The 25,689-nt window shown below is 68.0% G+C and carries 28 protein-coding genes; 19 read left to right on the top strand and 9 right to left on the bottom strand.

The features are described from left to right. Window positions 1-6: 6 nt before the first annotated feature. Both B9D87_RS15495 and B9D87_RS15500 read left to right on the top strand, forming a co-directional pair. A complete protein-coding gene (locus B9D87_RS15495; RefSeq protein WP_007777608.1) occupies window positions 7-408 on the top strand; it encodes an ArsR/SmtB family transcription factor in 402 nt (133 codons plus the stop codon). Window positions 409-451: 43 nt separating this feature from the next. Then, window positions 452-655 (top strand): hypothetical protein, encoded by a 204-nt coding sequence (locus B9D87_RS15500; protein ID WP_007777611.1) that lies wholly within the window; start codon window positions 452-454, stop codon window positions 653-655. Window positions 656-676: 21 nt separating this feature from the next. On the opposite strand, the gene B9D87_RS15505 is transcribed toward B9D87_RS15500, so the two are convergent. Then, complete coding sequence (locus B9D87_RS15505) at window positions 677-1,741, bottom strand: oxygenase MpaB family protein (protein ID WP_007777615.1); 1,065 nt, start codon at window positions 1,739-1,741, stop codon at window positions 677-679. A gap of 67 nt (window positions 1,742-1,808) precedes the next feature. Here B9D87_RS15505 and B9D87_RS15510 point away from each other — a divergent pair, with 67 nt between their 5' ends. The 5 genes from B9D87_RS15510 to phoU all read left to right on the top strand — a co-directional run bounded on the left by B9D87_RS15510 (window position 1,809) and on the right by phoU (window position 7,767). Further along, window positions 1,809-2,423, top strand: coding sequence for a TetR/AcrR family transcriptional regulator (locus tag B9D87_RS15510; protein WP_085977897.1), 615 nt, complete (start codon window positions 1,809-1,811; stop codon window positions 2,421-2,423). A gap of 172 nt (window positions 2,424-2,595) precedes the next feature. Then, window positions 2,596-3,618, top strand: a complete 1,023-nt coding sequence (locus tag B9D87_RS15515; RefSeq protein WP_007777619.1) for an acyl-ACP desaturase — start codon at window positions 2,596-2,598, stop codon at window positions 3,616-3,618. 55 nt (window positions 3,619-3,673) lie between these two features. Continuing rightward, window positions 3,674-4,759: a tRNA dihydrouridine synthase DusB gene (gene dusB, locus B9D87_RS15520; RefSeq protein ID WP_238553515.1), complete on the top strand. Its 1,086-nt coding sequence runs from the start codon at window positions 3,674-3,676 to the stop codon at window positions 4,757-4,759. Between the two features lie 298 nt (window positions 4,760-5,057). Then, window positions 5,058-7,040, top strand: coding sequence for an LCP family protein (locus tag B9D87_RS15525; protein ID WP_415623606.1), 1,983 nt, complete (start codon window positions 5,058-5,060; stop codon window positions 7,038-7,040). Between the two features lie 58 nt (window positions 7,041-7,098). Next, window positions 7,099-7,767 carry a phosphate signaling complex protein PhoU gene (gene phoU, locus B9D87_RS15530; RefSeq protein ID WP_007777625.1) on the top strand — a complete coding sequence of 223 codons (669 nt, stop codon included), beginning with the start codon at window positions 7,099-7,101 and terminating at the stop codon, window positions 7,765-7,767. A gap of 13 nt (window positions 7,768-7,780) precedes the next feature. Here phoU and pstB read toward each other — a convergent pair whose 3' ends face one another. The 6 genes from pstB to B9D87_RS15560 form a co-directional block, all read right to left on the bottom strand. Further along, complete coding sequence (gene pstB / locus B9D87_RS15535; RefSeq protein ID WP_007777627.1) at window positions 7,781-8,557, bottom strand: phosphate ABC transporter ATP-binding protein PstB; 777 nt, start codon at window positions 8,555-8,557, stop codon at window positions 7,781-7,783. A gap of 13 nt (window positions 8,558-8,570) precedes the next feature. Beyond that, a complete protein-coding gene (pstA, locus tag B9D87_RS15540) occupies window positions 8,571-9,485 on the bottom strand; it encodes a phosphate ABC transporter permease PstA (RefSeq protein ID WP_007777629.1) in 915 nt (304 codons plus the stop codon). Next, window positions 9,482-10,525 (bottom strand): phosphate ABC transporter permease subunit PstC, encoded by a 1,044-nt coding sequence (gene pstC, locus B9D87_RS15545; protein ID WP_007777631.1) that lies wholly within the window; start codon window positions 10,523-10,525, stop codon window positions 9,482-9,484. Before pstC ends, pstA begins: the two co-directional genes overlap by 4 nt. Window positions 10,526-10,576: 51 nt before the next feature. Beyond that, a complete protein-coding gene (gene pstS, locus B9D87_RS15550; protein ID WP_007777633.1) occupies window positions 10,577-11,698 on the bottom strand; it encodes a phosphate ABC transporter substrate-binding protein PstS in 1,122 nt (373 codons plus the stop codon). A gap of 157 nt (window positions 11,699-11,855) precedes the next feature. Beyond that, the gene (mshD, locus tag B9D87_RS15555) at window positions 11,856-12,791 is read right to left on the bottom strand and encodes a mycothiol synthase (RefSeq protein WP_007777634.1); all 936 of its coding nucleotides are present in this window, start codon (window positions 12,789-12,791) and stop codon (window positions 11,856-11,858) included. Beyond that, on the bottom strand, window positions 12,788-13,561 hold the full coding sequence (locus B9D87_RS15560) for a winged helix-turn-helix transcriptional regulator (protein ID WP_007777636.1): 774 nt from the start codon (window positions 13,559-13,561) through the stop codon (window positions 12,788-12,790). Before B9D87_RS15560 ends, mshD begins: the two co-directional genes overlap by 4 nt. 177 nt (window positions 13,562-13,738) lie before the next feature. On the opposite strand from B9D87_RS15560, the gene lmeA reads away from it, so the two are divergent. The 10 genes from lmeA to B9D87_RS15605 all read left to right on the top strand — a co-directional run bounded on the left by lmeA (window position 13,739) and on the right by B9D87_RS15605 (window position 21,829). Then, window positions 13,739-14,551: a mannan chain length control protein LmeA gene (gene lmeA, locus B9D87_RS15565; RefSeq protein WP_007777637.1), complete on the top strand. Its 813-nt coding sequence runs from the start codon at window positions 13,739-13,741 to the stop codon at window positions 14,549-14,551. Window positions 14,552-14,600: 49 nt separating this feature from the next. Continuing rightward, complete coding sequence (locus B9D87_RS15570; protein ID WP_007777639.1) at window positions 14,601-15,020, top strand: thioredoxin family protein; 420 nt, start codon at window positions 14,601-14,603, stop codon at window positions 15,018-15,020. Between the two features lie 50 nt (window positions 15,021-15,070). Further along, entirely contained in the window at window positions 15,071-15,139 is a 69-nt protein-coding gene (locus B9D87_RS27830; protein ID WP_367648972.1) for a putative leader peptide, read from the top strand. A gap of 105 nt (window positions 15,140-15,244) precedes the next feature. After that, on the top strand, window positions 15,245-15,715 hold the full coding sequence (locus tag B9D87_RS15575; protein WP_007777640.1) for a DUF4395 domain-containing protein: 471 nt from the start codon (window positions 15,245-15,247) through the stop codon (window positions 15,713-15,715). A gap of 36 nt (window positions 15,716-15,751) precedes the next feature. Further along, the gene (locus B9D87_RS15580; RefSeq protein ID WP_007777641.1) at window positions 15,752-16,585 is read left to right on the top strand and encodes a sulfurtransferase; all 834 of its coding nucleotides are present in this window, start codon (window positions 15,752-15,754) and stop codon (window positions 16,583-16,585) included. A gap of 1 nt (window position 16,586) precedes the next feature. After that, the gene (locus B9D87_RS15585; RefSeq protein WP_007777644.1) at window positions 16,587-16,889 is read left to right on the top strand and encodes a DUF1416 domain-containing protein; all 303 of its coding nucleotides are present in this window, start codon (window positions 16,587-16,589) and stop codon (window positions 16,887-16,889) included. 146 nt (window positions 16,890-17,035) lie between these two features. Then, entirely contained in the window at window positions 17,036-17,692 is a 657-nt protein-coding gene (locus B9D87_RS15590) for a heme-binding beta-barrel domain-containing protein (protein ID WP_007777649.1), read from the top strand. A 91-nt stretch (window positions 17,693-17,783) separates the two neighbouring features. Next, window positions 17,784-20,159 carry a hypothetical protein gene (locus B9D87_RS15595; RefSeq protein ID WP_007777652.1) on the top strand — a complete coding sequence of 792 codons (2,376 nt, stop codon included), beginning with the start codon at window positions 17,784-17,786 and terminating at the stop codon, window positions 20,157-20,159. A 138-nt stretch (window positions 20,160-20,297) separates the two neighbouring features. Then, on the top strand, window positions 20,298-21,368 hold the full coding sequence (locus tag B9D87_RS15600; RefSeq protein ID WP_085382813.1) for a toll/interleukin-1 receptor domain-containing protein: 1,071 nt from the start codon (window positions 20,298-20,300) through the stop codon (window positions 21,366-21,368). Beyond that, window positions 21,311-21,829 carry a sensor domain-containing protein gene (locus B9D87_RS15605; protein ID WP_254425568.1) on the top strand — a complete coding sequence of 173 codons (519 nt, stop codon included), beginning with the start codon at window positions 21,311-21,313 and terminating at the stop codon, window positions 21,827-21,829. Before B9D87_RS15600 ends, B9D87_RS15605 begins: the two co-directional genes overlap by 58 nt. Before the next feature lie 244 nt (window positions 21,830-22,073). On the opposite strand, the gene B9D87_RS15610 is transcribed toward B9D87_RS15605, so the two are convergent. Beyond that, window positions 22,074-22,931 (bottom strand): aminodeoxychorismate lyase, encoded by an 858-nt coding sequence (locus B9D87_RS15610; RefSeq protein WP_007777656.1) that lies wholly within the window; start codon window positions 22,929-22,931, stop codon window positions 22,074-22,076. 99 nt (window positions 22,932-23,030) lie between these two features. Here B9D87_RS15610 and ygfZ point away from each other — a divergent pair, with 99 nt between their 5' ends. Together ygfZ and B9D87_RS15620 are read left to right on the top strand one after the other, a co-directional pair. Beyond that, entirely contained in the window at window positions 23,031-24,125 is a 1,095-nt protein-coding gene (gene ygfZ / locus B9D87_RS15615; RefSeq protein ID WP_007777659.1) for a CAF17-like 4Fe-4S cluster assembly/insertion protein YgfZ, read from the top strand. 146 nt (window positions 24,126-24,271) lie between these two features. Further along, window positions 24,272-24,457: a DUF3073 domain-containing protein gene (locus B9D87_RS15620; RefSeq protein WP_007777661.1), complete on the top strand. Its 186-nt coding sequence runs from the start codon at window positions 24,272-24,274 to the stop codon at window positions 24,455-24,457. Between the two features lie 67 nt (window positions 24,458-24,524). Here B9D87_RS15620 and purM read toward each other — a convergent pair whose 3' ends face one another. Further along, a complete protein-coding gene (purM, locus tag B9D87_RS15625) occupies window positions 24,525-25,619 on the bottom strand; it encodes a phosphoribosylformylglycinamidine cyclo-ligase (protein WP_007777663.1) in 1,095 nt (364 codons plus the stop codon). Between the last annotated feature and the right edge of the window lie 70 nt (window positions 25,620-25,689).

Here is a 25,689-nt window from a genome sequence, read left to right on the forward strand (position 1 = left end):
TTGCGTATGCATGCAGATAATGGCAAAGGACGGCTGCCCGACGACCAGGCCAACCTGGTGGTTGAGGTGTTCCGGATGCTGGCCGATGCCACTCGCGTGCAGGTGCTCTGGTCGTTGACCGACCACGAGATGTCGGTCAACGAACTCGCCGAGCACGTGGGCAAGCCGGCGCCGTCGGTTTCCCAGCACCTGGCGAAGCTGCGGATGGCACGCCTGGTCCGCACCCGCCGGGAGGGCACGACGATTTTCTACAGCCTGGAAAACGACCACGTCCGTCAGCTCGTCATCGACGCGGTCTTCAACGCCGAGCACGCCGGGCCCGGGGTGCCCGGTCACCACCGCGGCGACAGCGGGCTCAAGGCCGTGGCCGAGCCGTCCCGCGGCCGGCAGCGCAGCGCCGGCCGCTGAGCGAGCAACGGCCACAGGGCTTTTCACAAAGGAGAGAACAGCGATGAGTGAACAACACACCCACGACGCCCCACACGCGCATGAGCACCAGCACGGCGACGTGACACACGCCCATGCGCACACGAGCCACGAGCACGAACACGTCGAGCACGAACACTCACACGCTCACGCCGACGGGACCGAACACACCCATGCACACGTGCATCAGGCGGGCCTGGAAGAGGCGCACGGTCACACTCACCAGTAGTGCGGCCCGGCCCCGGCCGGCTCAGGAGACCGCCGGGCAGTAATGCTTGGGATTACCCCGCTCGTCTTCGGGCGGCAGGTTGCGCGCCGGCGTTTGCACCAGTGGCGTGTCGAGTGGGATCCGCCCGCTGGCGCGGTCCAACCCGGCCCGGGCGCGCGGGTGTTTACGGAATCTGGGGGGCACCAGGGCGAAAACGCCACGGACGAGGTCGCCGAAGCGCCGGTGCAGCCACTCGTCGCGGCGCGACCAGCGGTAGCCCATCAGCTCCCGCACCGGTGGGTCGTACAGGCCGACCGTCACCCAGACGAAGAACGGCGCCAACAGTTTGCGTTGCGCGGCCCATAACGGATCCGGAATCCATTGCGCGAACGGGGGTTTCGGCAGCTCGGTCAGATCGAGCACGGCCCGGGCCGCCCAGTTGTTCTCCAGCACGTTGCGGCACATGTGGTCCCAGTACACCTGGAATTCCTCCCAGGAGGCCGGCACCGGCCGCATGCTCATGCCGTACATCCGGTACCACTCGACGTGTTCGTCGAACAGCTGCCGCTTCTGGTCCTCGGTGATTCCGCCGCAGAACCGCTCGGCCACGTGGATGGTGCCCATAAAGAAGGTGGAGTGCGCCCAATAGAAGACGTCGGGGTTCAAGGCGTGGTAGCGCCGGCCCTGCTCGTCGACCCCCTTGATGTCGGTGTGGTAGTCGCGGACCTCGGCGCCCGTGCTTGGGGCGCGATCGCCGTCGAACACGACTCCCCCGATGGGATACAACGACCGCAGCAGACGCGGCCAGCGCTCGCGAAAGAACGTGGAGTGATCGATGACCGCCGCCCCCAGCTGCGGGTGCATGTTCTGCATCGAACCCGCCCACGGTCCCTGCAGCATGCCCCGCCAGTCCCCGAAATACCGCCAAGTCAGCGAGTCGGGTCCCAGCGGTGCGGGCGGCGCGTCGTACCCGGCCGGCGACACGGGGCAGCCACCCGCGACGGCGTCGGACGGCCCGGCCGAAACCGACTGCTCAGCGGCGCCGACGACGTCGCCGCGGGCTGCGTCGCTGGTCAGGGGGCGCGATGCGGACGTATCTTGAGTCACTATTGGGTCCCTGCAGGTATCGTGAATTTTGACTACAACCGTTGTCACTTTAGAGCTTAGGAGCGATGTGCAGACGGGTCAACGACGGGGACGCTGGACCGGCGTCCCCTTGGAGAGTCGCCTCGCGCTTCGCCGTGACAACCTGATCAGCGCCGGCGTGCAGCTACTCGGCAGCCCCGGCGGGCCCGCGCTGACGGTGCGGGCGGTCTGCCGTGAGGCCGCGCTGACCGAACGCTACTTCTACGAAAGCTTCGCCGACCGTGACGAATTCGTGCGCGCGGTCTACGACGACGTCTGCACCCGCGCGATGAACACCCTGACGTCGGCGACGACCCCACGCGAGGCCGTCGAGCGATTCGTGGAGCTGATGGTCGACGACCCGGTCGGCGGACGCGTGCTGTTGCTGGCGCCGGCGGTGGAACCGGTGCTAACCCGCTCCGGCGCGGAGTGGATGCCCAACTTCATCGATCTGCTGCAGCGCAAGCTGTCCCGAATCGGCGACGCCGTGCTGCAGAAGATGATCGCCACCAGCCTGATAGGCGGACTCTCGAGCCTTTTCACCGCCTACCTGCACGGGCAGCTGGGTGCCACCCGCAAGCAGTTCATCGATTACTGCATCAACATGCTGTACATCACGGCCGCGCCGTACGTCCCGGCGGGCGAGCTCGGCAAGTCGCAGTAGCGCGCGTTTCCTTTTCCGCCGCATCGGCAAGCCGTACAACTAGACCTGGAACACGCGGCAGTCCGAAACCGGCATCAAAACGTCATCTGGCGCGCCGGAGCAGGAACTTGATGCTACTGAAGTACACAGATATATTGACTGCTACCCATCGACACAGATAACTGGAGGACCTATGTCAGCTGAGCTGACAAACCTACAGCTGTTGCACGAACTTCAGCCGGTCGTGGAGAAGTACCTGAACCGGCACGAGAGCATGCACAAGAACTGGAACCCGCACGACTACATCCCGTGGTCGGACGGAAAGAACTACTACGCGCTCGGTGGGCAGGACTGGGAGCCCGGACAGTCCCAACTTACTGACGTCGCCCAGGTGGCGATGGTGCAGAACCTGATGACCGAGGACAACCTGCCGTCCTATCACCGCGAGATCGCGATGAACTTCAGCATGGACGGCCCGTGGGGCCAGTGGGTCAACCGGTGGACCGCCGAGGAGAACCGGCACGGCATCGCGCTGCGCGACTACCTGGTGGTGACGCGCGCCGTCGACCCGGTCGAGCTGGAGAAGCTGCGCATGGAGGTGGTGAACCGAGGCTTCAGCCCGGGCCAGAACCACCAGGTTCGCGCCGACCTGTTCGCCGAGAGCCTCTTCGATTCCATCACCTACGTGACCTTCCAGGAGCTGGCCACCCGGATTTCGCACCGCAACACCGGCAAGGCCTGCAACGAGACCATTGCCGACCAGCTGTTGGCCAAGATCTCGGCCGACGAGAACCTGCACATGATCTTCTACCGCGACGTCACCGAGGCCGGGTTCGAGATCGCGCCCAATCAGGCGATGAGGTCGCTGCACAAGGTGTTGCGCAACTTCCAGATGCCGGGCTATCAGGTGCCCGAGTTCCGCCGCAAGGCCGTGATGATCGCGGTCGGCGGTGTGTACGACCCCCGCATTCACCTCGACGAGGTCGTGATGCCGGTGCTGAGGAAATGGCGCATCTTCGAGCGCGAGGACTTCAGCGGCGACGCGGCCGCATTGCGCGACGACCTGGGTGTGCTGATCAAGGAGCTCGAGCAGACCTGCGAGAAGTTCGAGATCTCCAAGCGGCGCCAGCTCGAGCGGGAGGCCCGCACCGGCAAGAGGACCACCGCGGCCGAACTGCACCGGACCGCCGGCACGCTGACCATGAGCCGGCGGTAACCAAGCGGTGCGCATCGGTTCCATCGCGCTCGCCAGCCCGGTGGTTCTGGCACCGATGGCGGGCGTGACAAACGTCGCATTCCGGACGCTGTGCCGCGAACTCGAGCAAGCCAAGGTCGGCACCGTCAGCGGACTCTATGTCTGCGAGATGGTCACGGCGCGTGCGCTCGTCGAGCGCCACCCGGCCACCATGCACATGACCACCTTCGCCGCCGACGAGTCGCCGCGCTCGCTGCAGCTCTACACCGTCGACCCGGCGACCACCTACGCGGCCGCCAAGATGATCGCCGACGAGGGCCTGGCGGATCACATCGACATGAATTTCGGCTGCCCGGTGCCCAAGGTGACCAAGCGCGGCGGCGGATCGGCGCTGCCGTACAAGCGGCGGCTGTTCGGTCAGATCGTCGCCGCGGCGGTGCGTGGCACCGAGGGCACCCAGATACCGGTGACCGTCAAGTTCCGCATCGGCATCGACGACGAACACCACACGCACCTCGATGCCGGTCGCATCGCCGAAGCCGAAGGGGCCGCCGCCGTCGCGCTGCACGCCCGCACGGCGGCGCAGCGCTACTCGGGCACCGCCGACTGGGAGGAGATCGCCCGGCTCAAGCAGCAGGTGCGGACCATCCCGGTGCTCGGCAACGGCGACATCTATGACGCCAGCGACGCGCTGACCATGATGGCCAGCACGGGCTGCGACGGCGTCGTCATCGGCCGCGGCTGCCTGGGCCGGCCCTGGCTTTTCGCCGAGCTGTCGGCCGCCTTCACCGGCAGCCCGCCTCCCACGCCGCCGAGCCTGGGCGAGGTCGCCGACATCGTCCGACGGCACGGCCAACTGCTCGCCGCGCACTTCGGCGAGGAAAAGGGCATGCGCGACATCCGCAAGCACATCGGCTGGTACCTGCACGGCTTTCCCGCCGGCTCCGAGCTGCGCCGGGCGCTGGCGATGGTCAAGACGCTCGACGAGCTGGACGCCCTGCTCGACCGGCTGGACGGCTCTGTGCCCTTCCCGGACGAGGCGACGGGCCCGCGCGGCCGGCAGGGGTCGCCGGCGCGGGTGGTGCTGCCGGAAGGTTGGCTGACCGACCCCGACGACTGCACGGTGCCGGCGGGCGCCGATGTCATGCATTCCGGCGGCTGAGCCGACAACTCGAAATCGCGTCCGGGCCAATAACTCAGTACGATGTGGGCTTTGTTGCATGCGCGTGGGTGGCGGACGGATTCTGTGCCGCTGCACCAGGGCAACAAAAGTGGTTGGCACCAGCGGCAGCGCTCGCACTGCGGGGCTGCGCTGACATTACGCAGGAACACGCTGACGTCTGCAGCAGAGCTTCGGAGGCCGGTACGACATGAGTGACGCCGAGAGCGACGCCACTCGTAATGGTCGGCACAGCCCGGGCGGGGCGCACGCGCATCCGATCGCGGCCGACCCGACGTCGTTGGGCGCCGCTCCCTGGGAGCGATTCTTCCAACCCCCCGCCGACGACAACCTGCACCGCTGGCAACCCGAGGCCCCGGTCGAGCCCATCATCGAGCCCACTGTGCTGCGCGAGGAGGAACCCGCAGAGGGCGGATCCCACACCGGCGGGGGCGTCAGCGTCGCCGATCTGATCGCGAAACTCGGCGCCCCGGCCCGGCCCGTCCACCATCGCGCCGCCGCGGACGATCCGGATGTCGAGCCGTCCGGCGCCGAGCCGGGCCTGCCGATCGAACTGCAGAAAACGCAGGTGATCGATGACCTGGCCTACTCCATCGACGCCGTCGCCGAGCTTCGCGGCCTCGAGGCCGCCGACTATCCGAACGACGACGACCCCGACGACCAGGCCCAAGCCACCAGCGTCGGCGAACCCGGGCGCCGGCGCCGTCCGCTGCTGGTGGCCGGGCGGTCGATGGCCGCGCTGGCCGCCGTGCTGGCCCTGGCCATGACCGGCGGGGCGTGGCAATGGAGCACCTCCAAGAACGCACGGCTCAACAACGTGAGCGCGCTCGACCAGAGCTCCGGCGACATCCGCGACCCGGGCGGCCAGTACGGCGACGAGGACTTCTTGATCGTCGGCCTCGACTCACGGTTGGGCGACAACGCCAACATGGGCGCGGGCACCACCGAAGACGCCGACGGGGAACGGTCGGACTCGGTGATGCTGGTCAACATTCCGGCCAACCGTAAGCGCGTGGTGGCCGTTTCGTTCCCCCGCGACCTGGCGATCACCCCGATGCAGTGCGAGGCGTGGGATCCCGACACCGGCAAGTACGGGCCGCTCTACGACCCGAAGACCAAGACCTACGGCCCGAAGATGGTCTACACGGAGACCAAACTGAACTCCGCGTTCGCCTTCGGCGGTCCGAAGTGCCTGGTGAAGGAAATCCAGAAACTGTCCGGATTGAGCATCAACCACTTCATCGCCGTCGATTTCTCCGGCTTCGCGAAGATGGTCGACGCCCTCGGCGGCGTCGAGGTGTGCTCGAGTACCCCCCTGCACGACTACGAGTTGGGCACGGTCCTCGAGCATGGCGGGCGCCAGGTCCTCGACGGCTCCACCGCCTTGAACTACGTGCGGGCCCGCCAGGTCACCACGGAGGTCAACGGCGACTACGGGCGCATCAAGCGCCAGCAGCTGTTCGTGTCATCGCTGCTGCGGTCGTTGATCTCCGCGGACACACTGCTGGACCTCAACAAGCTCAACAACGTGGTCAACATGATCATCGCGAACACCGTCGTGGACAACGTGCGGTCCAAGGACCTGATCCAACTCGGCCAGTCGTTGCAGGGCGTCGCGGCCGGGCACGTCACGTTCGTCACCGTGCCGACCGGCGTGACCGACGAGAACGGCGACGAGCCGCCACGGATGGCCGACATGCGGGCCCTGTTCGACGCCGTCATCAACGACGATCCGCTGCCCGAGGAGAACGACCAGAACGCCCAGAATCTGAGCACGTCTGGAACCAAGGGCCCGTCGAAGGCACCGACCACCAAGAAGACGCCCGCGCCGGCGCCCGAGGCGCAACACGAGCAGGTCACCACGACCTCGCCCAACGGCGTGACGGTGCGCGTTTCCAACGCGACCACCCAAACCGGCCTGGCCGCGACCGCGACAACCCAGCTCAAAAAGGACGGCTTCAACGTGATGTCGCCCGACGACTATCCGAGCTCGGTGAACGCGACGACCGTGCTGTTCTCGCCCGGCAACGAGGAGGCCGCGGCCACCGTCGCGTCCTCGTTCGCCAACGCGAAAGTTCAGCGGGTCTCCGGCTACGGGCAGGTCGTGCAGGTGGTGCTGGGCCCCGACTTCAAGTCGGTCGCGAGCCCGCAGCCCAGCGGATCGTCGATCAGCCTGCAGATCGAACGCGGTTCGAGCAATGCGCCGGCCAAGCTGCCCGAAGACCTGACCGTCACCAACGCGGCCGACACCACCTGCGAGTAACCGCTTTTGACGGCGCTCCGCTGCCCGTTTCGCGCGGCGAGACCGTACGCTTGGTGCTATGCGGACCGCCTACCACGAGCAACTCTCGGAGTTATCCGAGCGCCTCGGCGAGATGTGCGGCTTGGCAGGAATCGCCATGGAGCGGGCCACCCAGGCCCTGCTGCAGGCCGACTTGGTGCTGGCCGAACAAGTCATCTCCGACCACGAAGCCATCGCCGCGCTGAGCGCACAGGCTGAAGAAAGCGCCTTCGTACTACTGGCATTACAGGCACCGGTCGCGGGCGACCTGCGTGCCATCGTGAGCGCCATCCAGATGGTGGCGGACATCGACCGGATGGGCGCGCTGGCGCTGCACGTCGCCAAGATCGCCCGTCGGCGCCACCCCCAGCACGCGTTGCCCGAAGAGGTCAACGGCTACTTTGCCGAAATGGGCAGCATCGCAGTCGAATTGGGCAACAGCGCCCAAGAGGTGGTGTTGTCGCGCGATCCGGAGAAGGCCGCCCGGATCCGCGAAGAGGACGACGCCATGGACGATCTGCACCGGCATCTGTTCTCGGTGCTGATGGACCGGGAATGGAAGCACGGCGTCGCGGCGGCCGTCGACGTGACCCTGCTTGGCCGGTTCTACGAGCGCTTCGCCGACCACGCGGTGGAGGTTGCCCGGCGGGTCATCTTCCAGGCGACGGGCAGGCTGCCCGAGGAAGAGACGAAATCCGCCTCGCAGTAGCTGCGTCCGCCTGCTAGCCGAAGCGACCGGAAATGTAGTCCTCGGTCGCCTTCTGGCTCGGGTTGGAGAAGATCTTCTCGGTGTCGTCGACCTCGATCAACCGGCCCGGTTTTCCGACGGCCTCCAGGTTGAAGAACGCCGTGTAGTCGCTGACCCGGGCCGCCTGCTGCATGTTATGCGTGACGATGACGATGGTGTAGTCCTGCTTCAGTTCGCTGATCAGCTCTTCGATGGCCATCGTCGAGATCGGGTCCAGGGCCGAACACGGCTCGTCCATCAGCAGCACATCGGGCTGCACGGCGATGGCCCGCGCGATGCACAGTCGCTGCTGCTGCCCGCCGGACAGCCCGCCACCGGGCCGGTCCAACCGGCTCTTGACCTCGTCCCACAGGTTCGCCCCGCGCAGCGAATACTCGGCGGTCTCGTCGAGCACCTTGCGGTTGCGCACGCCCTGCAGCTTCAGGCCGGCGACGACGTTGTCGCGAATTGACATGGCGGGGAACGGGTTCGGCCGCTGGAACACCATCCCGATGGCCCGGCGCACGCCGACCGGGTCGACGCCGGCGCCGTAGATGTCTTCGTCGTCGAGCAGCACGCTGCCCTCGACCCGTCCGCCGGGCACCACCTCGTGCATCCGGTTGAGCGTGCGCAACACCGTCGTCTTGCCGCAACCCGACGGACCGATGAACGCCGTCACGCTGCGGGGCAGAACCGATAGCGTCACATCCGAGACCGCGTGGAACGATCCGTAATAGATGTTGACGCCCTTGAGGTCCAACCGTTTGGCCACTTAGTGCTCCTGCCTATGACTTTCTGACGTCCAGGAATTTCGCTATCACCCGGGCCGCGACGTTGATGGTGGCGATCACCAGGATGAGGGTTAACGCGGCACCCCACAACCGCTCCGTTGGGATGGGGTTGAGGCTCGCGCCGGCCGTCGTCTGGTTGAACATCATGCCGGGCAGCGTCCCCATGAACCCGCTGAAGATATCGAAGTTCATCGATTGTGCATAACCGACCAGGATCAGCAGCGGCGCCGTCTCCCCCATCACCCGGGCCATGGCCAGCAGTATCCCGGTGACGATGCCGGACAGACCGGTGGGGATGACCACCCGGGCAATGGTTTTCCACTTGGTGATGCCCAGCGCGTAGCTGGCCTCGCGAAGATCCACCGGGACGATCCGCAGCATCTCCTCGGTGGCCCGCACGATCACCGGGAGCATCAGCAGGACCAGCGCCAGCGACACCGCGAACTCCGACCGGGGAAGTCCCAGCGTCGCCACACACAACGCGTAGATGAACAGTGCCGCAACGATTGACGGCACACCGCTGAGGATGTCGACCATGAACGAGGCCAACCGGCCCAGCGCGGTGCCGCCGCCGTATTCGACCAGATAGATCGCGACCATCAGCCCGAGCGGGACGGAGATCAGGGCGCACACCAATCCCTGCAGCACGGTGCCGACCAGCGCGTGGTAGGCGCCGCCGCCGGTCACGAAGGCCGTCATCCCCGCCTGCGAGTGCGACCACCATGTGGTCGAAGCCACCGCCCTGAAGCCCTTGGCCACCACCGACCACAGCACCATCACCAGCGGGGTCACCGCGACCAGCAGAGACAGCGAAACCAGCAGGGTCGCAACGTAGTTCGCGATGCGGCGACGCCAGCTGACCGGCGAGAACGTCCGCGGCTTGAGTGGGCGGTCCAGCATCGAGGTCATCGGGCGCCCTTTCGCCCGGCCCCGGCGACCGCGCCGCGCGCGAAGGCGTCGACCAGGAAGGTGAGCACGAACAGCGTCAGCCCCGCGGCGATGTATGCGCCGGCCTTATACCGGTCGTCGAATTCGGCCGCGGCGCCGGCGATCTTGGTCGCGAAGGTCGAGCCGCCGTCGAACAGCGACCAGCCGAACGCCGACTGGGTGCCCCGCAAGATGATCAGGAGCGCCACCGTCTCACCCAGGGCGCGGCCCAACCCCAGCATCGAGCCGCTGACGTAGCCCGACCGCCCGAACGGCAGCGTGACCATCTTGACCACTTCCCAGCGGGTGGCACCGAGCGCCAGCATGGCCTCGATCTGGTCCTGGGGCGTCTGGACGAACACCTCGCGCGTCACCGCGGTGATGATCGGCAGGATCATCACCGCCAGGACGATGCCGCCGGTGAAGATGGTGCCACCACCGGCGGGCGACGCGTTGCCGGTGGCGAAGAGAAAACACCAGCCCAGCGAGCGATTGAGCCAGGTGGCAACCGGGCGCAGCTGCGGCGCCAGCACGTACAGGCCCCACGCGCCGTAGATGATCGAGGGCACCGCGGCCAGCAGGTCGACCGAGTAGGCCAGCGGTGTGGCGACCCGCCGCGGCGCGTACTGGGTGATGAAGATGGCCACGCCCAGTGCCACCGGCATCGCCAGGATCAGCGCGAACAGCGAGACGAACACGGTGACCGGGACCAGGCTGGCGATGCCGAAATGCATCGCGGAGGTGTCCGTGGTGACCCACACGCCGCCGTAGGTGAAGAAGTTCTCCCGATTGCGGTGCAGCGCCGGTATCGCGCGTCCGAGCAGAAAGGCGGCGATCGCGGCGATGACCACGATGATGACCACACCCGACGACTGCGCGAGCCAGCGGAAGACCCGATCCGCCACATGGGGCCGCCCCTCGCCCCAGGGGCTGGTGGGGGTCGCCTGCTTCTCCGGATACGGCGCGGCGACGACCGCACCCGAGCCCGCGTCGATGGGGTTCGGCCCGGAAAATCCCGTCACTGTGATCCCGCCACAGTTCTGCTGTCGCTCCTTGAAACCCGATTCACTTGGTTACTGCATCGCGTTGATGGCCGTGATCAGTCGCTCCCTGACCTTATCGGGCAGCGGGACGTAGCCGGCCTTCGCGAGTTCGCCCTGCGCGCTCGTGGCGGAGATCGAGAGAAACGATTTGACCGCCGCGGCGGTCTGCGCGTCGTAGCCCCTCGAACACACTATCTCGTAGGTGACCAGCAGCAATGGGTAGACGCCCGGTTCCTCGGAGCCGTACATGGCGTTGAGGTCGAGCACCAGGTCGTCGCCCTCGGCCAGGAATCGGGCCGAGTTGACGGCGTTCCCGGCCGTTTCGTTGGTCAGCGGGATCACGCCGCCCCGGGTGGCGATCTTGGCGTAGGGCACGCCCGCCTGGTCGGCGAAGCCCTTCTCGACGTATCCGATGGCGCCCGGGGTGGCCCGCACCGCCTGGATGACGCCGGCCGACTTCGCGGCGCCCTCGCCGACGCCGCCCTGAAATTCCGTGCCGACCCCTTTCGACCAGCTCTGCGGCGCGGCCGCGGTCAGATACTTCTGGACGTTGTCGGTGGTTCCCGACGAGTCGGTCCGGTAGATCGGCGTGATCTTGCTGTCCGGCAGCGCCGTGCCCGGATTCAGGGCGGCCAGGATCGGATCGTTCCAGCTGGTGATCCTGCCGGTGAAGATCTTGGCCAGCGCGTCACTGTTGACCACCAGCGCCGGCTTGCCGGGCAGGTTGTAGACGATCCCGATGGGGCCGAAGACCAGCGGCAGATCCCACGCCGGGTTTCCGTCGCAGCGCTTGGCCGCGGGCCCGATCTGGTCGGCGACCAAGGGAGAGTCCGCGCCCGCGAAATCGACATGCCCGGCGATGAACTGCTCACGGCCGGCGCCCGATCCGGTCGGGTTGTAGGCCAGGCCCTTGCCCGGGCAGTACTGGCCCCACACCTGGTTGAACACCGTGACGGCGTTCTCTTGGGCCGTCGAGCCCTCCGCCGTCAGCTTGTCCTTGCCGCCGCAGCCCGCCGTTCCGGTGACACCGGAGCTGGGCGCACCCGCCCCGCGGGGGTTCTCGTCGCTACCGCAGGCGGTCAGCGCTCCGGCACCGAGCGCCGTCGCCAACGCCACGGCGGCCAGCGCCCTGCCCTGCCTGTCGAGCCTCACCGATCTCGCTTTCCTGACGCGGTTCCGGACGCATGTGGGCGCCGCTGGCCACCTGTCACGTGAGGTTGCCAAGTGCGGGCGAAAATATGCGTCGACGCGGTCCCCAGCAACGTTTCGGTGGCCAAGACCAGATTAACGATGCGGCTCGTACCCGCGGTCAGTTGGCCGCGGGAACGACCGCGTATGCGGTGTCGACGCTGTAGGTGGTGAAGCCCAAGCGCTGGTAGGTGCGTACCGCGGCGGTGTTGTCCGACTCCACATAGAGCATCACGGTGGGGTCTTGGGCGTCGGCCAGGCGCCGGCCCAGCCAATCGATGCCGATCGCGGTCAACACCCGCCCCAGGCCGCGGCCCTGCGCCGACGGGTCGACGCCCACCACGTACACCTCGCCCAGCCCGGGCCGATCGAGGTGCACCTTGGTCCAGTGGAAACCCAGCAGCGCGCCGGCCTGATCACCGCCCGAGTCTTCGAACGCGAGGAACAGGCCCGCCGGGTCGAACCACGGTTCGTTGCGGCGCTCCGCCAGCTCCACGCCCGTCCAGCCGCCCTGTTCGGGGTGGTAGGCGAACGCGGCATTGTTGACCCGCAGCAGCTCGGCGTCGTCGGCTATGCCCGCATAGGTGCGGATCTTGACCCCGGGCGCCGACGGCACGGTCTCGGGCAGATCGCGCAGCGAGCGCCTCATCTGCATCAGTTCCCGCACAGGCGCCAGGCCCAGCGCCGACGCGGTCGCGCGGGCAGGCTCGAGCGTGCCGTGCGCCCAGAACCGGTTTCCCGCACCGGTTTTGGCCAACGCCGCGCGTGCCAGTGTGGACCCGATTCCGCGCCGGCGCGCCTGCGGGTGCACCACGAGTTCGGCCATCCCGGCCTCCCCGTCGCGCGGCGGGCTCAGGTTGAGGTAACCGACGATCGCGTCACCGGCCGAGGTGGGATCGGTGATCAGCAGGTGCTCGGTGCGGTCGTGCCCGAGCTCGCGCAACACCTGCTCGCCAACGGGGGCGATGCCGTCGAATTCGGTTGCCGCACCGACAAGTTCGCGCACGCCCCGTTGCTCTTCGACGGTCAGCGTCCGGCGCCAGTCGGGCGCCGTCACTGCGTGTGCAACGGATCGACCAACGGATCTTGGGCGTCCTGCGATTCGGACTCGACGTCGGTCTCGCCGGCCTCGTCGGGCTCGGCGACCGGCGCTCTGCCCCGGGCCGGGCGGACGGCCTTGTAACCGACGTTGCGGACGGTGCCGATCAGCGCCTCGTACTCGGGACCGAGTTTGGCCCGCAGCCGGCGCACGTGCACGTCCACGGTGCGGGTGCCGCCGAAGAAGTCGTATCCCCACACCTCGTGCAGCAGCTGCGCGCGGGTGAACACCCGGCCGGCATGCTGAGCCAGGTACTTGAGCAGCTCGAACTCTTTGTAGGTGAGGTCCAGCGGGCGCCCCCGGAGCCGGGCGGTGTAGGTGCCTTCGTCGATCACCAGCTCGCCCAAGCTGACCTTGCCGGCGCTCTCCTGGTCCGCGAGCCCGCCGCGGCGGCCGACCACCAACCGCAGCCGCGCATCGACCTCGGCGGGCCCGGTGGTGGGCAGCAGGATCTCGTCCAGGCCCCAGTCCGAGCTGACGGCCACCAGCCCGCCCTCGCTCACCACGGCCAGCACCGGGACCGACCGGCCGGCGGTGCTCAACAGGCGGCACAGTCCGCGCGCCGAGGACAGGTCGGTGCGCGCGTCGACGATCACCGCATCCGCGGTCCCGGCCTCGAGCAACGAAGAGGGTTCTGGCGGCGCCGTCCGGACGGCATGCGGAAGCAGGGACAGCGACGGCAGGACCGGGTCGGGGTGAAGCTCCGAGGTCAGCAGTAGTAGCTCCAACTAGCCCCTCCAGCTCGGGGGAACGGCATCTCCCAATTTCACGACGTCGTTAAGCGTTAGTTACCAGGTCATCTAACGATAACTTGTCACCTGGCTGTTTCGCGTGGCAGACGAGCGGTTGTGAGCCCCACCACGACCGGTCCGGCGGCGACCGGCTCTTGGGTCTTACGCCACAATGTGCGGGTGCGCAAGGTGCTGATTGCTGTGACCGCGACGGCGATCCTGGTCGCGGTGCTCGCCCTCGGCGCGATCGGCTTCGACTACGGGACCAGCATCTATGCCGAATACCGGCTGTCGTCCAGCGTCCGTAAGGCGGCCAAGCTCGGCACCGACCCGTTCGTGGCCATCGTGGCGTTTCCCTTCATTCCGCAGGCGATGCGCGGCAACTACAGCCAGGTGGAGATCAAGGCCAACGCCGTCGACCACTCGATGACCGGCAGGGCCACGCTGGAGGCCACGATGTACTCGGTGGACCTCGCCCAGGCGTCGTGGCTGATCAGCCCTGACGCGAAGCTCTGGGTGAGCAAGCTGGAGAGCCGCATCATCGTCGACTCCACGCACCTGGGCCGGTTCATGGGCATCAGCGACCTGATGGTCGAGGCGCCGCCGAAGGAAACCAACACCTCCACCGGCGGCGTGACCGCGTCGGGCATATCGGACAGCCACGGGCTGGTGTTCACCGGCACCCCCAAATCGGCGGGCTTCGATCGCCGGGTCAGCGTCTCGGTCGACCTGTCCATCGCTCCCGATGACCCGGCGACGCTGGTGTTCACCCCGACCGGCGTGCTGACCGGCTCGGACACCGCAAACCAGACCGTGCCGGCCGACAAGCGGGACGCCGTGCTGCGCGCCTTCAGCGGAAGATTGCCTGACCAGCGGCTGCCCTTCGGTGTCGCGCCTACCACCGAGGGCGCTCGGGGATCCGACGTCATCATCGAGGGCATCACCCGTGGAGTAACCGTGACCCTGCAGGGGTTTAAGCAGTCATGACCCGCGTCGACGACGATGCGCAGCGAAGCGATGAAGAGGAGCGGCGCCAATGACCGCAGTTGTCGTGATCGTCGTGGCGCTGGCCGCGGCAACCCTGGCCGGGTGGTTGCTGACCCGGCGTTCCGGACGCATCCGGGAAATCGCCACCACGCCGGATCGGGACACCGACGCCGACATCGCGGCGCTGGGGCTGTCCCGCAACGGGCCGACCGTGGTGCACTTCAGCGCGCCGTGGTGCGGGCCGTGTGACCGGGTCCGCCGGGTCGTCCAGCAGGTCTGCGACGACTTGGGCGACGTGGCACACGTCGAGGTCGACCTGGACGCCAATCCGGAGACCGCGCGCCGGTATTCGGTGTTGTCCCTGCCCACCACGCTGATCTTCGACGTCGACGGCCGGCAGCGATACCGTACGTCCGGAGTGCCCAGCAGCGCCGACCTGCGGTCCGCCCTGAAACCGCTGTTGGCCTGACCACGGTGTCATTAGGTAAGCTGACCGACGTGTCAGCCCGCCTCGAGCCCATGCTCACCCAGCGTCGCGCAGTCGAACTGTGCCGCACCGCGGGCTGTTGTTGTTGCTGTTGCTGCTGAGTAGCCGCGCTTTCGCGTAGCACTCGGAGCGGCCCGGATTCCAGACCGTGGCACGTCTCCATTCGTCGTTTCTGTCAGCAACAGAGGTATCGAGGAGTTCCTACCTTGCCAAACAGCAACATCACCACGCGACCCGACCTGGTCGACGTGCGTGGACCGCGATTCGCGGCTTGGGTCACCACCGCCGTCCTGGTGCTCGCGCTCGCCGCATCGGCGGCAAGCCCGCCGGCCGCCGCGGTGATCCTGGCCGTCCAAGCCGTCATCTTCGCCATCGGCGCGGTCGGTGGGCCGCGCAAGCACCCCTACGGCCGCATCTTCGCCACCGTCGTCGCGCCGCGACTGGGCCCGGTGCAGGATCGCGAGCCGACCCCGCCGCTGAAGTTCGCCCAACTCGTCGGCCTGATCTTCGCGGTGCTCGGAACCGCCGGATTCGCCACCGGCGCCGTGCTGTTCGGCGTCATCGCCACCGCGGCCGCCCTGGCGGCCGCGTTTCTCAACGCGGCGTTCGGCATCTGCCTGGGCTGCCAGCTCTACCCGCTGGTGGCCCGTTTCCGGCGCCCCGCGCGTCCCACCTGACCTGCTGTAACAAAAGCGATTGAAAGGATCCACCCCATGGCACGCTCCGACGTCCTGGTCTCCACCGACTGGGCTGAGAGCAATCTCGACGCCTCAGGCGTCGTCTTCGTCGAAGTCGACGAAGACACCAGCGCTTACGACGCCGGCCACATCCCCGGCGCGATCAAGCTGGACTGGCGCTCCGACTTGCAGGACCCGGTCAAACGCGACTTCGTCGACGCCCAACAATTCTCCAAACTGCTCAGCGAGCGGGGCATTTCCAACGACGACACCGTGATCCTCTACGGCGGCAACAACAACTGGTTTGCCGCGTACGCGTACTGGTACTTCAAGCTCTACGGCCACGACAAGGTCAAGCTGCTCGACGGCGGCCGCAAGAAATGGGAGCTCGACGGCCGGGCGCTGTCCAGCGACCCCGTCAGCCGGCCCGCTACGTCGTACACCGCCGCCGCACCGGACAACAGCATCCGGGCGTTCCGCGACGACGTCATCGCCGCCATCAACGTCAAGAACCTGGTTGACGTGCGCTCCCCCGACGAGTTCTCCGGCAAGATCCTGGCGCCCGCGCACCTGCCGCAGGAGCAAAGCCAGCGGCCCGGCCACATCCCCGGCGCTATCAACGTGCCGTGGAGCAGGGCCGCGAACGAGGACGGCACCTTCAAGTCCGACGAGGAGCTGGCCGAGCTCTACGCCGCCGCCGGCCTCGACGGCGACAAGGAAACGATCGCCTACTGCCGCATCGGCGAGCGGTCGTCGCACACCTGGTTCGTTCTCTATGAATTGCTCGGGCATCGGAATGTGAAGAACTACGACGGCAGTTGGACGGAATACGGCTCCCTGGTGGGTGCCCCGATCGAGTTGGGAAGCTGATATGTGCTCTGCACCGAAACAAGGACTGACGTTGCCCGCCAGCGTCGACCTGGAGAAGGAAACGGTGATCACCGGTCGCGTGGTGGACGGCGAGGGCCAGGCAGTGGGGGGTGCGTTCGTCCGCTTGCTGGACTCCTCGGACGAGTTCACCGCCGAGGTCGTGGCGTCGGCCACCGGCGACTTCCGGTTCTTCGCCGCGCCGGGTTCCTGGACCCTGCGTGCCCTGTCGAAGGCCGGCAACGGCGACGCCGTGGTGGCGCCGTCCGGTGCGGGCATCCACGAGGTCGACGTCAAGATCGCCTGACCCGCCAGCCGCCCCCGACGGGGACACCGCGGGACGAATAGACTTGTGCCCGTGGTGCTGTTCTTCGAGATCATGCTGGTCGTGTCGGTCGTGGTGATTTCATGGTTCGCCCTGTACACCCTTTATCGGCTCATCACTGACGAGTCGTGAGTCGCGACGAACCGCTGAGTTCCGCCGGTTCCGGCGACCGGGCAGTGGCCGCCGCCGCCGAGCGCGCCAAGCTCACCGCCGGCCGCAACATCCCGTCCTACGATGACCTGCCCCTGCCCGCCGACACCGCGAACCTGCGCGAAGGCGCCAACCTCAGCGATGAGCTGCTGGCGCTGCTGCCGTTGGTCGGCGTCTGGCGCGGCGAAGGCGAAGGCCGCGGGCACGACGGCGACTACCGGTTCGGCCAGCAGATCGTGGTTTCGCACGACGGCGGTGACTACCTGAACTGGGAAGCCCGCTCCTGGCGGCTCAGCGAGACGGGCGACTACCAAGAACGCGGCCTGCGCGAAACGGGTTTCTGGCGCTTCGTCACCGATCCCGACGACCCCGGCGAATCGCACGCGATCGAACTGCTGCTGGCCCATTCGGCGGGCTACGTCGAACTGTTCTACGGCCGCCCGCTGACCCAGTCGTCGTGGGAACTGGTCACCGACGCGCTGGCCCGCAGCAGGTCGGGTGTGCTGGTCGGCGGCGCCAAACGCCTCTACGGCATCGTCGAAGGCGGCGACCTCGCCTACGTCGAGGAACGGGTGGACGCCGACGGCGGTCTGGTGCCGCATCTCTCGGCGCGGCTGTCTCGCTTCGCCGGCTAGCAACCGGCCCGCGGCCGGCCTTTCTGCGTGTACTGTTCGACGTCCGAGCGTCCGACGGTCGACGATATGCCCGGGAAGGGAGGTCGATCGGATGCGTCCCAAACGGTCAGCCCCGCCTGCGCTGCGGCGCGCGGTGATCGGCACCGGCCTGGTGTTGATCCTGTACCTGGCCGTCCTGGATCTGCAGCCCTCGGTCCTCGACGCGCTGCCTGACTCGCTCGGCTGGTTCGGCCGGCCCGGATCGATGCCGACGCTGGCGATCGTGGTCACCGTGCTGGTGGCGGCCTGCGTGCTGACGTTCCGATCCGACAGCAGCCACCGGGTGGTGGGGGTTTCGTTCACCGTGATCGCTGCGCTCGTCAGCATGGGCGCGGTGCTGGGCCTCACCTCCTATTGGGGATGCCACGACGCCAACCATCCCGCCTTCTTCACCCCGCTGATGGCGACGGCGAGTCTGGTCAAGGGCGGCACCGGCGACTTCTCCGTCAGCGGGCGGACCTGCCCCAACCCCACGCCGGTCGGGCTCGAGCTCGCGCGGATCGCGGCGCTGGCGGCGATTTTCACCGGGCTGGGCGGCGTGGTGGTCGGCGTGTTCCGGTCCCAGGTGGACCGGCTGCGCGCCAACCTGGCCGACTCGGTCACCGCCATCGTCGGCGTCGACGCCGACACCCAATCGATGATCAGCGCTGTCGCGCGGACGCTGGACCGCCGCAGCACCCTGGTCGTCATCACCGGCGCCAGCGACGACCGTGTGGCACGGGCCCGCAGGCAGGGCGCCCGAGTGGTCCTGGTGGACTTCAACGCACCGTCCACGCTGGTGTCACTCCGGTTGTGGCGCAACCTTTCCCGGCTCTATCTGATGGCGCCCGACCCGGCGGTCAACCTGTTGTGGCTCGACCTGATCAGTCGTCGGCTCGCCGAGGTCGCCCACAAGCGGCGGCTGCCGCTGATCGTGCGCATGGACGACCCGTGGCTGGCCCAGGCCTGGCGCGCCCAGCAGTTCGGCGGCTCGGACACCCGCTGGGCCGCCGACGTCGTCGGCAAATACGAGGTGACCGCGGGCAGGCTGCTGGACGCCCTCAGCGCCACACGCCGAACACAACGCGTATTCGTCTGCGGCACTTCGCAATTGACCCTGGCCCTGTGCGCCAATCTGACCCAGCGCGCGTTGGAACGCGACTTCTACACCCCGCCAGATGCGGTGCCGTTGCCCGCGCTCACCCTGGTCGAACGCGACGCCGAGGACTACCTGGCCGATCACGAGTTCTACCGGAAGCAGGCGGGATTCATGTCCGACGGGCCGACCATCGACGCCGTGGCCGAGGTCCCGACGGTACCGACCATGCTGAAGTTGATCGGCCAGGCCGACCCGGCAACCTGCGCGGTGATCTTCGTGGACGTCCACGCCGCGACGACGGCGGCCCGGCTGGCGGCCCGATTCCCCGAAATGCCGATCCATGCCTCGGATCTCAACACCAGCATCAGCGACGACGCGATCCAGGTCGTCGGCCGGCTGCAGTCCTACTCGCTGGTGCTCGACACCCAGGAGGGCCTGGTTCAGGACGCATGGGAGCGTGCGGCGAGGCTGATCCACGAGCGCTACGTGTCGACGCTCGATCCGGCGGCGACGCGGTCGGCGGCCGCGATGCCGTGGGCGGAGCTCAACGAGTTCTACCGGGGTTCGAACCGGCGCCAGGTGCGCAACGCGCTGTGGATGGTCGAACAGATCGCCGGACACACCTGGAACACCTGGGGTAGCCCGCCGGCGCAGCTGTCCGGCAGCGACGTGGCGGGGTTGGCGCCGTTGGAACAGCTGGCGCTGATGGGCTTCGACGACCACGCGGCGATGAGCATGGCCCGGGCGGAGCACGAGGACTGGTGTCGCTACTACCGGCGCAACGGCTGGAAATACGGTGTGCCGCGGGACGACTCGCGCAAGATCCACGACAAATTGGTCGACTGGTCGACGGTCGAAGGCAACCCGGATTTACTCAACGCCGCCGTCCGCAGTCTGGCCGGGACCCTGTGGAGCCTGCGGCAGCTCGGCTTTCGTTCCCGCCCGCTGTGGCGATCCTTCTCCCGGGTGGGCACGGTGACCGCTGAGCAGCGCGGCGCCGGCTGGACGTGGACGTCGGATTCGGGCCACATCATGCGCGCCGAGGCCGGCGACTGGGCGGTCACCGAAGACGGCAAGCTCTGGTCGGTGCGCGACGACATCTTCCGCGCCACCTACGAGCCCGCCGGCGATGGGCGGTGGCGACGCAAGGGACGGGTGCAGGCCCGCCCGGCCGAGCCGGGCGAAACCATCAACACCTTGGAGGGACCCACCACGGCGGCCGACGGCGACTGGGTGGTCCGCGGGGAAGGCGGCGAGCAATGGCCGGTGCCCGGTGCGGAATTCGCGCGCCGCTACGCCGAAGTCCATCCAGCTGAGGAAGCCCGCGTTCTCGACGCCGGCGCGGGCTAATCGCGGGCCACGGCCGCCCCAACTGGCAATGCATTTGCGCCATCTGATAGGGCCCAACACTGATACGGTATCGGCGCAGGTGAAATAGCCGCATCCGAGACTTTCGCCGTTCGCTCCGCCTTACCCAAGGAGACTCCGATGGCGCTGTTCATCAGCTACTCGAGCCAAGACCGCTCGACGGTCGACGCCTTGACGAGCGCGCTGCGGCGCGCACAGCAGCAGGTGTGGTTCGACCAGGAGCTCGGCGGCGGCGATTCCTGGTGGAACAAGATTTTGGAGCAGATCCGCTCGTGCGACGTGTTCATCGTCGCGCTGTCGAACAACTGGCTGCAGTCCAAGCCCAGCCAGGCCGAGCTGCGCTACGCCAGGGCCCTGAACCGGCCGATCCTGCCCGTCCGCATCGGCGACGTCGACAGCATGCGCGTGAATCCCCTTGCCGCATTGCAGATCATCGACTATCGCGAGCCGACCGTCGACGCGGGCATCCAGCTGGTCACCGCGGTGCACGCCCTGCAGGGCAAGCCGGTCCCGTTGCCCGACCCGCTGCCCGACGAGCCGCCGGTGCCGTTCGGCTACATCACCCGGCTGGGCAACACCCTCGCCGAAAAGGAGCTCAGCCCGCAGCAACAGACGCAACTGCTGATCGAGCTGCGGTCGGGCTTCGACGAGGACGGCGACGACCCCAGCGCCCGAGGTGACATCGCCCAACTGCTGCGCATGCTGCGCCTGCGCCACGACGTCACCTACCGCACGCGAACCGAGATCGACAATGTGCTGGCCGAAATCGAGGCAAAGAACAGCGCGGCGGGAAGCCCTGCGCCCGCAGCCAAGGCGCCCGAGGCGACGACCGTCGCGAAAGGGCCTGCACCGGCGGCCGGGCCGCCCAAGGCGCCCGTGCCGCCCGCGGCAGGCGGCGGATCCAACAAGCGGCTGCTGATCATCGGCGGCGCCGCCGTCGCGGTGATCGCCGCGATCGCCATCGTCGTCATGTTGGCGACGCAGGGCGGTAAGGCCAAAACGCCCAAGGCGGGCCCGAACTCGGCGCCGAGCGCGGGCGCGGCCCCGCGGCCGGCTCGGGGCCGGCGGCCGCGGACGGCTCGAATGGCTCGAAGCTGGACTCGTATCTGCTCGGCCCCGCCGAAATCGGCCCGATCGTCGGTGACCAGAATCTGGTGGTCTCCGAGAAGGCCGCACAGCTTCGCAACCTGAGGGCGACGCTGTCCAACCCGAACTGCAAAGCCGCCTGGGAGCCCATCGAAAATTCGGCCTACCAGGCAGCCGACGGTTACACCGCGGTCAGCGGGCAGGCCGTGCACACCGCCGGCGAGAACCCGCCGCACCGGGTGTACGAAGCCGTCGCGGCGTTCTCGTCGCCGGAGAAGGCGGCCGCGTTCGTTCAGGCGACGGCCGACAAATGGAAGGCGTGCGCCGGGCAGTCGATCACGGTGAACTTCAACGGCAAGTCGTGGGGCTGGACGTTCGGTGACGTCACCGGGGCCCCGCCGAAGATCTACCAGCAGCGAACCCAGGCGGACGGGACCCGGGTGTGCCACCACGCGCTGCACGCGGCGTCCAGCGTGGTCGTCGACCTGTTGGTGTGCGGCCCGGATGCCGGCACCGGACAGGCCGGCAAGCTCGCCGGGCAGATCGCCGCCAGGGTGAGCCAGTAACGGCCTCCCGACATGGAGCGGCCCCCGAGCCGTGTTCCTGGTCGGACAAAAACCGGAAGCTCGGGGGCCGGGTGACTGCGGGGAATTCGCTAGCGCACTTGTGACGCCAGCTCTTCCGAGCAGGTGCTGCTAGCGCGCAGCCACCTCACATGTCCATGAAGCTATCAATTTCGCGGACCACCTCCTTCCTTGTGTACGACCGACCGTACCGGCGAATCGGCCAGCCGACAACAGAATTCAGCGCTCAGCGATCGCTGACGATGGCGGCGTCGATCAGTTCGGCGAAGTCCGCCGCCATCGGTGACGGCCGCAGCGGTCGGCCATCGAGGGTGTGCACGCGGGCGGCCAGGGTCATGCTGGAGATCAGCCAAACACCTTGGGCGGCATGCAGATCCGTGACCCGCAGCGCCCGGTAGTCGCAGTCATAGCCCTTGTCCCTGGCCACCTCGAACAGGGCCTGCTGGGTGGTGCCGCGCAGGATCGGATACCACGGCGGCGGTGTCAGCAGGCATGGCGTCTCGGAGGCGGTGGCGATCACCACCGTCGAACGCGGGCCTTCCAGGATGTAGCCGTCCGTGCTGACGAAGATCACGTCACCGGCATCCTGGCGGGCGGCATGGCGCAGGGCCGCCATGTTGACCGCGTAGGACAGGGTCTTGGCGCCGGCCAGCAGCCAGGGCATCGCATCGACACCGGTGGCGGGCAGCCCGCGATCGAGCGTGATCGCCGCCAGCCCGCCCCGCCGGACCGCGGTCACCCGTTCCGGAACGGCGTTGACCATGACAAAGGCCGTCGGCACGGAACCACCCTCGCGTCCGCGGCTGTAGATCAACCGCATCGCGCCCTCGTCGGCGCTGCCCGCACACCACTGCCGGGTGGCCACCTCGATCGCGCTTCGCCACCGCGGCAGATCCGGCTCGGGCAGATCGGTCAACGCGGCCGACTGGGTCAGCCGCTGCAGATGCGACTCGATCAGACAGGCCCTGCCGTCGCGGACCAACAGCGTCTCGAACACGCCGTCACCGCGGACTGCCGCCAGGTCGTCGGCGTGCAGTAGGGGCGCGTCGGGCGAATGTATTTCACCGTCCAGCGTGACGATCACACCCGTCTGTCCCGCCATGGTGCAGAAGCCTATCCAATGGCGCTGCCGGGGTCCCGCGCGTGCTGAAGGCCGAGCGCGCCGGTCCGTAGAGTTGGACGTGTGAGCCACCCCGTTCCCGCACCTGAGACCGGCCCCGACGCCGGTGCCGTCTGGCACTACGGCGACCCGCTCGGCGAGCAGCGTGCCGCCGCCACCGAGGCGATACTGGTCGACCGCTCGCATCGCGGCGTGCTCACCCTGACCGGAAACGACCGGCAAACCTGGTTGCACAGCATTTCGACGCAATTCGTCAGCGACCTGCCCGACGGGGCCAGCACGCAGAACCTGAGCCTCGACGGCCAGGGCCGCGTCGAGGATCACTGGATCCAGACCGAGCTCGCCGGCACCACCTACCTCGACACCGAGCCGTGGCGGGCCGAGCCGCTGCTGCAATACCTGCGCAAGATGGTGTTCTGGTCGGAGGTCACCGCGGCCAGCGCCGACCTGGCCGTCCTCTCGCTGCTCGGCCCAAAGCTGGCTGACCAGGTGGTTCTCGACGCGCTCGGGGTGGAGGCGCTGCCCGCCGAGCTGACCGCGACGGCGGCCGGCGACGGCTTCGTGCGGCGGATGCCGAGCACCCCGGGTGGCCCGGTCGAGCTCGACCTGCTGGTTCCGCGCACCGCGGCCGCGGACTGGCGACATCGCCTGGCGCAGGCCGGCGTGCGGCCCGGCGGGGTGTGGGCCTACGAGGCCCACCGCGTCGCGGCGGTGCGACCCCGCCTGGGCGTCGACACCGATGAGCGCACGATCCCGCACGAGGTGGGATGGATCGGTGGCCCCGCTGAAGGCGCCGTCCACCTGGACAAGGGCTGTTATCGCGGGCAGGAGACCGTCGCGCGGGTGCACAACCTGGGCAGGCCGCCCCGGATGCTGGTGCTGCTGCACCTCGACGGGTCGGTGGACCGGCCGTCGACCGGTGACCCGGTGCAGGCCGGCGGCCGCACGGTCGGCCGCCTCGGCACCGTCGCCGACCACGTGGATCTCGGGCCGATAGCGCTGGCGCTGCTGAAGCGCGGGCTGCCTGCCGACACCGAATTGGGGACCGGAGCGGAGGCCTCGGTGGCCGCGGTCATCGACGCCGATTCCCTGCCTGCAACCGAACAGATCGGCGCCGGGCGGTTAGCTGTTGAACGGTTGCGGGGCGGTGCGGGATAATGAACGGTAACGTCCGCCACAGCAAGCAGGGGGCGCCAACGTCCGGTGGCGGGGCACGGTAAACTGTCGGCAGGACAATACGACACCAGGAGATCGGAGCCGCCTACTCGTTAGGCCGCTCCGTTATTGCGCGAGGGGGTTCCCCCATGGGCCGCGGCCGGGCTAAGGCAAAGCAGACCAAGGTTGCTCGAGAACTCAAATACAGTTCTCCGCAGACCGACTTCCAGCGGCTTCAGCAAGAGCTGTCCGGAACGGGCTCGGACGAGTCCAACGAACTGGACAGCGACGGGTCCGACGAATCCTGGGACGACCAGGACAGCTGGCGGCGGTAGAGCCAACGCCCCGGCGCCGATGCGTAGCGCACCGGCGCCGCGCTAGTTGTACCGGAGTCCGCACTCCCTAGAATCTCGGGTGCTGGCCGACCATCTTGGCCCGGGGGCCCTCTTTCCCGCCTTTGCCGACGGTGCCCAGCACCCAGCAGTCCAAGTGCCGGGCGGTCAGGATCGCCAAGGCGCGGTCGGTGTCCTCGGGAGCCACGATGGCGATCATGCCGACGCCCATGTTGAACGTCTTCTCCATCTCCTCGCGCGTCACCCGGCCGCGCTGCGCAATCATCGCGAACACGGGCGCGGGCGTCCAGGTGCCGCGGTCCATCTCGGCGACCAGGCCGTGTGGAATGACGCGTGCCAGGTTCCCGGCGAGTCCACCGCCGGTGACGTGGCAGAAGGTCCGGACGTGGGTTTCGGCGCACAGCGCCAGGCAGTCCTTGGCGTAGATGCGGGTGGGTTCGAGCAGCTCTTCGCCCAGGGTGCGGCCGAACTCCTCCACATAGCCCTCGAGGTTCATCCGGTCGATCTCGAGCAGCACCGTGCGCGCCAGCGAATACCCGTTGGAGTGCAGGCCGGACGAGCCCATCGCGATGATGACGTCACCGGGTTTGACCCGGTCGGGCCCGAGCACGTCGTCGGCCTCGACGACACCGATTCCGGTGGCCGAGATGTCGTAGTGGTCCGGTTCCATCAGACCGGGGTGTTCGGCCGTCTCGCCACCCAGCAGCGCGCAGCCGGCCCGCACACATCCCTCGGCGATCCCACTGACGATGGCGCTCAACCGTTCCGGCACCGTGCGGCCCACCGCGATGTAGTCCTGCAGGAACAGCGGTTCTGCCCCGCACACGACGAGGTCGTCGACCACCATCGCGACCAGGTCCAGCCCGACGGTGTCGTGCTTGTCCATCGCCTGGGCGACCGCCAGCTTGGTGCCGACGCCATCGGTGGACGCCGCCAGCAGCGGCTCGCGGTAGTCGCCGCGTAGCGCGAACAGGCCGGCGAATCCGCCCAGGCCGCCCCGAACCTCGGGTCGTGTGGCTTTTGTGGCCAGCGGCTTGAACAATTCGACGGCGCGATCGCCGGCTTCAATGTCCACCCCGGCCGACGCGTAGGTGATGCCCTGACTGCCGTGGTGGCGTCCGGGGCTCTTTCCGGGATCCGTCATCGCGATAAAGGCTACCGGGCGGCGCTGACGGCCGGTATCAAACGTCGGTGAAGGTGTGCAACCGAGTTCC

This window comes from Mycobacterium colombiense CECT 3035 (assembly GCF_002105755.1).
Classification (GTDB): domain Bacteria; phylum Actinomycetota; class Actinomycetes; order Mycobacteriales; family Mycobacteriaceae; genus Mycobacterium; species Mycobacterium colombiense.